12 protein-coding genes are annotated in these 6601 nt (G+C 39.0%); all 12 read right to left on the bottom strand.

Annotated elements, in window-relative coordinates; genetic code table 11:
• Positions 1-49 precede the first annotated feature (49 nt).
• Positions 50-244: a hypothetical protein gene (locus Q9Q35_RS04220; protein ID WP_304652273.1), complete on the bottom strand. Its 195-nt coding sequence runs from the start codon at positions 242-244 to the stop codon at positions 50-52.
• Positions 245-249: 5 nt separating this feature from the next.
• Entirely contained in the window at positions 250-765 is a 516-nt protein-coding gene (locus Q9Q35_RS04215; protein ID WP_304652272.1) for a hypothetical protein, read from the bottom strand.
• A 4-nt stretch (positions 766-769) separates the two neighbouring features.
• On the bottom strand, positions 770-1183 hold the full coding sequence (locus Q9Q35_RS04210; RefSeq protein ID WP_304652271.1) for a hypothetical protein: 414 nt from the start codon (positions 1181-1183) through the stop codon (positions 770-772).
• Between the two features lie 10 nt (positions 1184-1193).
• Positions 1194-2429, bottom strand: a complete 1236-nt coding sequence (locus Q9Q35_RS04205) for a DnaB-like helicase C-terminal domain-containing protein (protein WP_304652270.1) — start codon at positions 2427-2429, stop codon at positions 1194-1196.
• Positions 2389-3288, bottom strand: a complete 900-nt coding sequence (locus Q9Q35_RS04200) for a helix-turn-helix domain-containing protein (RefSeq protein WP_221678330.1) — start codon at positions 3286-3288, stop codon at positions 2389-2391. Before Q9Q35_RS04200 ends, Q9Q35_RS04205 begins: the two co-directional genes overlap by 41 nt.
• Before the next feature lie 53 nt (positions 3289-3341).
• The gene (locus Q9Q35_RS04195; protein WP_304652269.1) at positions 3342-4034 is read right to left on the bottom strand and encodes a putative HNHc nuclease; all 693 of its coding nucleotides are present in this window, start codon (positions 4032-4034) and stop codon (positions 3342-3344) included.
• 18 nt (positions 4035-4052) lie between these two features.
• On the bottom strand, positions 4053-4643 hold the full coding sequence (locus Q9Q35_RS04190; protein WP_221678332.1) for a DUF669 domain-containing protein: 591 nt from the start codon (positions 4641-4643) through the stop codon (positions 4053-4055).
• A gap of 17 nt (positions 4644-4660) precedes the next feature.
• The gene (locus tag Q9Q35_RS04185) at positions 4661-5368 is read right to left on the bottom strand and encodes an AAA family ATPase (protein WP_221678333.1); all 708 of its coding nucleotides are present in this window, start codon (positions 5366-5368) and stop codon (positions 4661-4663) included.
• An 11-nt stretch (positions 5369-5379) separates the two neighbouring features.
• Positions 5380-5859: a siphovirus Gp157 family protein gene (locus Q9Q35_RS04180; RefSeq protein ID WP_221678334.1), complete on the bottom strand. Its 480-nt coding sequence runs from the start codon at positions 5857-5859 to the stop codon at positions 5380-5382.
• A 3-nt stretch (positions 5860-5862) separates the two neighbouring features.
• A complete protein-coding gene (locus Q9Q35_RS04175; RefSeq protein WP_304652268.1) occupies positions 5863-6171 on the bottom strand; it encodes a hypothetical protein in 309 nt (102 codons plus the stop codon).
• An 80-nt stretch (positions 6172-6251) separates the two neighbouring features.
• The gene (locus Q9Q35_RS04170; protein WP_304652267.1) at positions 6252-6431 is read right to left on the bottom strand and encodes a hypothetical protein; all 180 of its coding nucleotides are present in this window, start codon (positions 6429-6431) and stop codon (positions 6252-6254) included.
• Positions 6415-6601: hypothetical protein (locus Q9Q35_RS04165; protein ID WP_304652266.1), on the bottom strand; the 187-nt coding region annotated here is incomplete at its 5' end. The genes Q9Q35_RS04170 and Q9Q35_RS04165, both read right to left, overlap by 17 nt.

The following is a 6601-nucleotide window of genomic DNA, read 5'->3' as shown; positions in this document are numbered from 1 at the left end:
TTTATCACGACGTTTACTTCTTTTCTTTCCTGTCATTTGTTTCTCCTTTCTAAGGTATGATCCACACAATATAATCTGTATTAGCCAAGTACGTCATGTCGTCTTCTGTTACTTTTACGAACCGATTGTCACCAAAAGGTTGTTCGTCTTGTGGAATAGGCTCTAAAATGCAATTTTGAAGTAGTACGTCATCAGCAAGTTTTACAAAATTAACGTGCTTTTTATTTTCAAGATCAAATTTCATATTAACTAGCTCCTCTCCCTTCCTGTTAACGATTTGGTTTCCATCACAAACATGTCGTACTTACTCAAAGTATCCTTAATTTTATTCAAGACAATTTTTAATTCGTCTAAATTATCTTCCGTGCTGTTCACATAAAAATCCGAGATCACTTTTTCAATATCAGCACTCATTAGATAGACAGCGTCAGCCGTTTCATGACGCTTAAATCTCAAGAAGTCGTCGACCATTTTATTGACGCTCGTTTGCAGTTCTGGATTAAGTGGCTTTTTCTCGAGCTTGATCGCATCTTGTGGATCTGGAAACATTGTGATCACTTGCCGTTTTTTAACGTCTAAAATAATCGCAATGTCTTGATATCGATAACGATCTCTGTCATTCTCTTCTCTCTTAACAAATACACACTCTTTTAACAGTCGATTTGCCCAATCGCCCAAAGTATCTTTAGTTTGTCCAAAACGCTGCTTGATACGCTCTGTTGCGTGTAGTGTGATCGTGTATTCTTCTGGATTAGGAATTCCCATTCGCTTACCTCATTTCTCCATTTTCTCGTCTTCTATACATCTGGTCATATAGCGTTGTTAGTTGAACCTGCAGCTTTTCTACGTCCGTTGCTTGCTTTAGATCGCCGTTATACTTAACTTCCAGATATGCAAGAAACTTAGCTCCGTCTTCAACAAATCGCCACCCTTGCCGTTTCTCTTCCTCTGCCACCGCTATTGCGTCCCACACCGCCTTGACCCTTTTCTCGTCATGCTCTTTGATATACTTGCGAAATATCGGTGCTTGTTCTTCATGAGCTTCTGCGTGGATCTCAAGCTTTCTGATGATATTTGTTTGCATCATTGCTTGTCGCAAATACGCCTTAACAGCGATCGACTCGTTTAGATTTTCATATTTCATGATCTCAACGTATTGCACTTGATTCATGTATCGGCTCATGCTCATCACCTCATTCCTCATTGTTTGGTTCGATAAACGTCATATAACGTCCCTCGAAATAATAGTCAATCGTACCTAATGCACCTTCACGATTCTTCTGGATCGTTAATTGAACAACTTTTGGATCATCTTCATATGGTCTATGCAAGAAAGCTACAACGTTGCTATCTTGTTCAATCGATCCTGAGTCACGCAGATTGGAAAGTTGCGGTGTTTGATTAGCATTTACTTCTCGATTGAGCTGGGCTAACACCACGATCGGAACGTTATACTCATTTGCCATGATCTTTAGTTCTCGTGAGATCTGTCCGATCTGTTCCCACCGTTGCGCTCGGCTATTTTCAACTTTGATCAAACCAATGTAATCAACGATCGCTACATACTTGTTTTGCTTTGATTTAGCTGCATTTTCTCTGATGATCGATAAGATACCACTCAAAGATAAAACTTTGTCATACACACGTAATTTACGTTCTCTGTACCATTCGATCGCATCTGCTACTACTTCACGTTCGTATTTTTGAAGAACCTTTGCAGGTCTCTTTAATCGCTGTGATGAAATATTAGTGTGTCGTGCTACAAATCTGTTAAGCATCTCACGCTTGTTCATCTCTAGTGTGAAGAAATCGACCTGCACTTCTGGATCATTGCTTATGATCTGATACGCTAAGTTCACCCCATAAGCTGTTTTACCAACAGATGGACGTGCACCGATCGTCAGTAACATCGATCCATACAGACCACCAGCTAAGAAATTATCTAACTTAGGAAAGCTCTTGATCCCAACTGGCATATCGTTATACATGCGATAACTCAGATCATCCATTGCCTCATCAAGATAGCCTTTGTCATCTTCTTCATCAGTCTTCTTTAAATTTTCAATTGCCGATGCAAGTTGGCTAAGCTCTTCTTTTTTGGGCGACATTTGATACAACACAACTGCCTCATCTAGCTTTTTCTTAGCTGCTACTTTATGCAGTGCTTTTACATCACTTGTAATGCTTGCCGTTGAAAATACCGACTCTCGCATATCTTCAAGATCTTTATAGCTTAGTTGTCCGTCATACTTATCTAGTTCGCTATATACGTTGAGTGTCGTTCGTTCATTCGCATCTAAACTCTGTAAAACTTCTACAACGTTTCTAAAACGGGTATCTTCAAACCAAGTCGCATTTACAGATACAACATCGACCAAATCAGGTTTGCTAAGAAACGTTGCGATCACTCTTTGCTCTAGCTCGTTCAATCTCTAACACCTTCTCTTTTAGCTCTGGAAATTCATTGACGATATTTTTTACATCTTCATCCGTAAACCACTCTGGATGGTTTTTATATTGCATTGGAAAAGCATCCCGTCTGCTCTCTCTTTCTTCTCTTTCAAGATCTAAGGTCGTCCGCTCGGCTGGGGCGGAACTAGGGACGGTTTTAGGGTTGACAGGGGAACTACTGCCACCTACGTTGTACTCATCATTCCAACACTCTCCGTTAAACCACGTTGATCCTTGTTTGATATACTGTTTGCTTGTTCTTTGCACTCTGATCTGAGTCAGATAATTCACGATACCTGTTTGGATATCTTTGTTGGTTGTACCCTTTTTGATTGCTCTCTTATATGCTTCAAAAGCTTTCTTTTTACCTTCTTTACGTGGATACAACTTCCAAAGTTTGTTGAAATCTTCATCTAGCTGCTTCTCTCTAATTTTTTTCGAATCTGATTGATCATTATTAGATGTATTACTAGATGTATTATTCTCTTTATCATTTTCTAAATAGGGCCTATAATTTTCTAAATAGGGGGTAGTTAATTTTCTAACTACCTTCATAGTCCGCTTTTTAACTTGCTTTCCTTCTCGATCATAGTCAATCTTGATATATCCTTTATCAGATAAATTGTTGATTATCTGGGAACATCTTCCCTTAGATATACCAAAAAACTCACTGAAATATTTATTGCTGGCGTAGCATCCTTTACCATTATCCAAACTTTCAATTTCAGTAATGAAAACTACCTCCATTATTTTTAAGTTAGGATCCAACCAATATTCCTTAGGAATCCACACGCCTCTAAATCCTCTTGACTCATTGGTTATTTTTCGTTCAGCCATCGTTGCACCTCCTTTTTATCGGGCTTCCCACCCTTTCGGCGATTGTACGTTCGCTAACTCTTGTAGTTTCCTTTAACGTTGATTTTCTTTAGTGTTTCAGCGTCTAGCTTGATGCCGTTTGCTGGAACGTGATATAACTCTGAAAACTTTTCTGGCCCAAGCTGATGATAATTTTGATGATGTGTCCGACACAGTGGCAGCACTCTATGTTGTGTGTGATCCACCTTGTTACGATCAACACCCATCCCGATCGTATCTGTATGGTGTATGTCAGCTTGCAAACCACAAATTAGACACACTCTATGTCGGCAACATTGATAGATGAAGTACTGTTCATCTTTTGGCAGTAGCTCGTATCCTTTGGCAAACGGTACATGCCACTCAAACATGAAATCTACTACCAATTCGATCAATACATTTGCATCTGTCACACTTGATCTTGTGTGATCTGCTAAGCTAATCTCTTTGCCTGTATAAAACTGATACTGTAGATAGAACATGTCTTTCAAGAAATCTTGTGGTACAACAAAGTGGTCCACGATGTCATTCAACAGAGCGAAGAACAAGCGCCGTTGTTTCTTCCTGACACGTCTTGTATCTGCAAGTTCCCAATCAACATAGAACTGTTCTTTGCTACCTGCTACTGTCTCGATATGATCCAAGTTAGGCATGTGATCTAACTTGACCATCAACCATGCTCCGCCGTCATCTGCACGTTGCAGGATAGCTCGTGATCTTCGCTCCATTGTTATCAGCTCCTAAGCTTAGAACGGTAAATTATCGTCTGAGATCACTTGTCCAGCTCCTGCAAATGGATCTGGTCCAAAGTTATCCGTTGTGTTAGCTGAAGCTTGATTATTAGCACCAAAACTTGAATTTGCTTGTTGATTAGTTGGAGCAAATACTCCATTAGGCTTGCTTCCCTCAGGGTCAAGAAGTTTACGACTTTTAACACGTAAATTGTAATATCCTTTTTGGCTTGGCGTATCAGACCAATCAACTGAAATATTTAGTTTGTTATATTTTCTGATGAGACCTTGCAACATAATCTGTAAAGTATCTACCTTAGATCCTTCTGGAAAACCTGCTGCAACTAACAATGTGTTAAATCGCTTTAATGATTGTTCTTCTTTTTCAGGTGTCTCATCATTCCAAGTCACATTGTCAAAATTGATTTGTCCACCTGCATACTTTCCGTCAATGACCTCATAGTGGAGAACTAACATTTCATTACCAGTATTCTTAGAAGTAGTTAATTCTGAAGTTGGTAACACTCTTACATTGTAAGTTCCTGCTTCTTCCACTCGACGACCAAACGTGTTTTTTTCGTCTACTGTCATACCTCTAAATGCCATAATTTATCTATCCTTTCTTAGCTAGCTTTTTTAGCTGTTCCTTTGTTTTTTTCTTGTTCTGTGATGTTTTCCTTTTGCTTCGGTTCGATAAGTTCATCTGCCTTGATTAGTTTACGGTCGTCAATACGGTTCTTAGCGTGATTTCCTTGCTCTGGATCAAGATCGATCCACCGTTTTCCGTCTTTGACATAAATTCTTCCAACTAAGTCAAACATTGAGGTAAAAGCGTTGAACGTTTTTAAGTTCATATCCGCTTCGTATCGACCTTTACCGTCGATTCCTCCATTGTCTTTATCGATCGCATGTGCTGTGGCATAGACTGTTTTATTGCTTTGTCGTAACCTTGAACCAAGGTCACGAAACCATTTCTGCATTGCATTGTAATTTTGGCGATTATCTCTTGCTGCATTTTCAATGTTATCCAGCACATAATTTTGTAAGGCTGTTACATTGTCTAAGCAAATAACATCAAAATCAGGGTTCGCAATAGCTCTGTCGACCATCTTATCGACCAATGCTTGAACCATCGTTAGATCTTGTTGCTCTAGTACTAATAATGTCGTATCACCAGTGTCTTTGATTACGTCATACGACATATCAAAACTGAATAGAATTTTATTGCCTTTGAACAATCTTATTAAGCTTGTCTTACCTGTTCCACCGTCGCCATAAATAAAATACATGTTATGGTGCTCTGGGAAATTTCCTGGCGTAAAAAATTGCATTTGATCACCTCCTACTTGATCACTGTCCCACGATTATCTTTTAAGTGTGCCCCTTTAATGTCTTCACCGTTCATAAGTGCTCTGTACAACGCCATAGAATCAGCTTTGACAACTGTTTCTGTTTTCTTGTACTCATCTGGTAGATCTTCCAATCGATCAACAATCACTGACTTCTTGTAATTTCTCGTCTTCAAAATGTGATTGCTTGTCTGTAATTCTTTGATACCAGCTTCGTCAAGCGCCGCTGTCATGTAATCTTTTAGGCTCTTTTGTTTGTTCTCAAGAACCTTCTTTGCTTCCTGCAACTCTTTGATCTTGTTCTTTAAGAAATCAGCTTGCATCTTGCTTTTCTCGATCAGATAAGCGATGTTATCCAACTTGATTTCTCGTGCATCTGCGATTGCGTCTAATGTATCTTGTAGTGTTTTGGGATCTAATTCTGTCATTTCTTCTACTACTCGATATTGTTCGTTGATTTCAAATAGGTTCATTCATTAGTCCTCCTTATCCCTAGAGTTGATCTCTGCGTATACAATGGACTTAATACATTCAAGATCATTTTTATGCATGTTTTCAAACAACTCATTAAGCATTACAAACAAGCCAAGCGATGATGCTTTCACGTTAGTAGCTACGTAATCAGTATTTTCACTTGAAGCAAGCACTGCAAAGTCTAAGTCTGCTTTCTTCAAAACTTCCCCTGCTTGTTTAACTGCTTCTTTTTTCTGCTCTTTATTAGTGTCTTCTTCTTTGACTCCTTGCTTTAAGATAGCCGCTAATAACATTTTTTCTAATTCATTCATTGTCGTATCTCCTTTGAATTCGTGTTATAATTTAATCGAAAATATTTTTAGTTTGGATCGCACTGCCATGCGATCCTTTTTTATGGTTTGAACAACCAGTCCAAGCCTTTCGTCCATTTGGCATCCCGAGCGCTAGCAATCGCCAACACGATCAGCGCTAGTAGACCAGCCCAGCCAGTGATCCACTCTTCATGTGGTAAGAAACCCGCTAGCATGATGCCTGCTAATACTGCTAAGATGTAGCTACTGTTGATTTTCATGTTCGTTCACTTCCTTTTCGTCAATTACCCCACATTCGTACAACGATAATACAAGGCAGTCTTTACAACAAAATGCGCCATGATCAAACTCAATCATATATTCATCAAAAAATTCACAATTGATTTGCAAGTAACCCCCTTTGATTTCTTCACCACAATGTTCACAATGT

Source organism: uncultured Ligilactobacillus sp., assembly GCF_948826705.1.
GTDB lineage: Bacteria > Bacillota > Bacilli > Lactobacillales > Lactobacillaceae > Ligilactobacillus.
This window is presented reverse-complemented; position numbering and strand designations above follow the sequence as displayed.

What these genes read in the sequence shown, in the direction of transcription:
- Q9Q35_RS04190 (WP_221678332.1), bottom strand. Translation starts at nt 4,643, where the DNA reads ATGGCATTTAGAGGTATGACAGTAGACGAAAAAAACACGTTTGGTCGT.
- Q9Q35_RS04170 (WP_304652267.1), bottom strand. Translation starts at nt 6,431, where the DNA reads ATGAAAATCAACAGTAGCTACATCTTAGCAGTATTAGCAGGCATCATG.
- Q9Q35_RS04220 (WP_304652273.1), bottom strand. Translation starts at nt 244, where the DNA reads ATGAAATTTGATCTTGAAAATAAAAAGCACGTTAATTTTGTAAAACTT.
- Q9Q35_RS04175 (WP_304652268.1), bottom strand. Translation starts at nt 6,171, where the DNA reads ATGAATGAATTAGAAAAAATGTTATTAGCGGCTATCTTAAAGCAAGGA.
- Q9Q35_RS04215 (WP_304652272.1), bottom strand. Translation starts at nt 765, where the DNA reads ATGGGAATTCCTAATCCAGAAGAATACACGATCACACTACACGCAACA.
- Q9Q35_RS04185 (WP_221678333.1), bottom strand. Translation starts at nt 5,368, where the DNA reads ATGCAATTTTTTACGCCAGGAAATTTCCCAGAGCACCATAACATGTAT.
- Q9Q35_RS04200 (WP_221678330.1), bottom strand. Translation starts at nt 3,288, where the DNA reads ATGGCTGAACGAAAAATAACCAATGAGTCAAGAGGATTTAGAGGCGTG.
- Q9Q35_RS04195 (WP_304652269.1), bottom strand. Translation starts at nt 4,034, where the DNA reads ATGGAGCGAAGATCACGAGCTATCCTGCAACGTGCAGATGACGGCGGA.
- Q9Q35_RS04180 (WP_221678334.1), bottom strand. Translation starts at nt 5,859, where the DNA reads ATGAACCTATTTGAAATCAACGAACAATATCGAGTAGTAGAAGAAATG.
- Q9Q35_RS04210 (WP_304652271.1), bottom strand. Translation starts at nt 1,183, where the DNA reads ATGAGCCGATACATGAATCAAGTGCAATACGTTGAGATCATGAAATAT.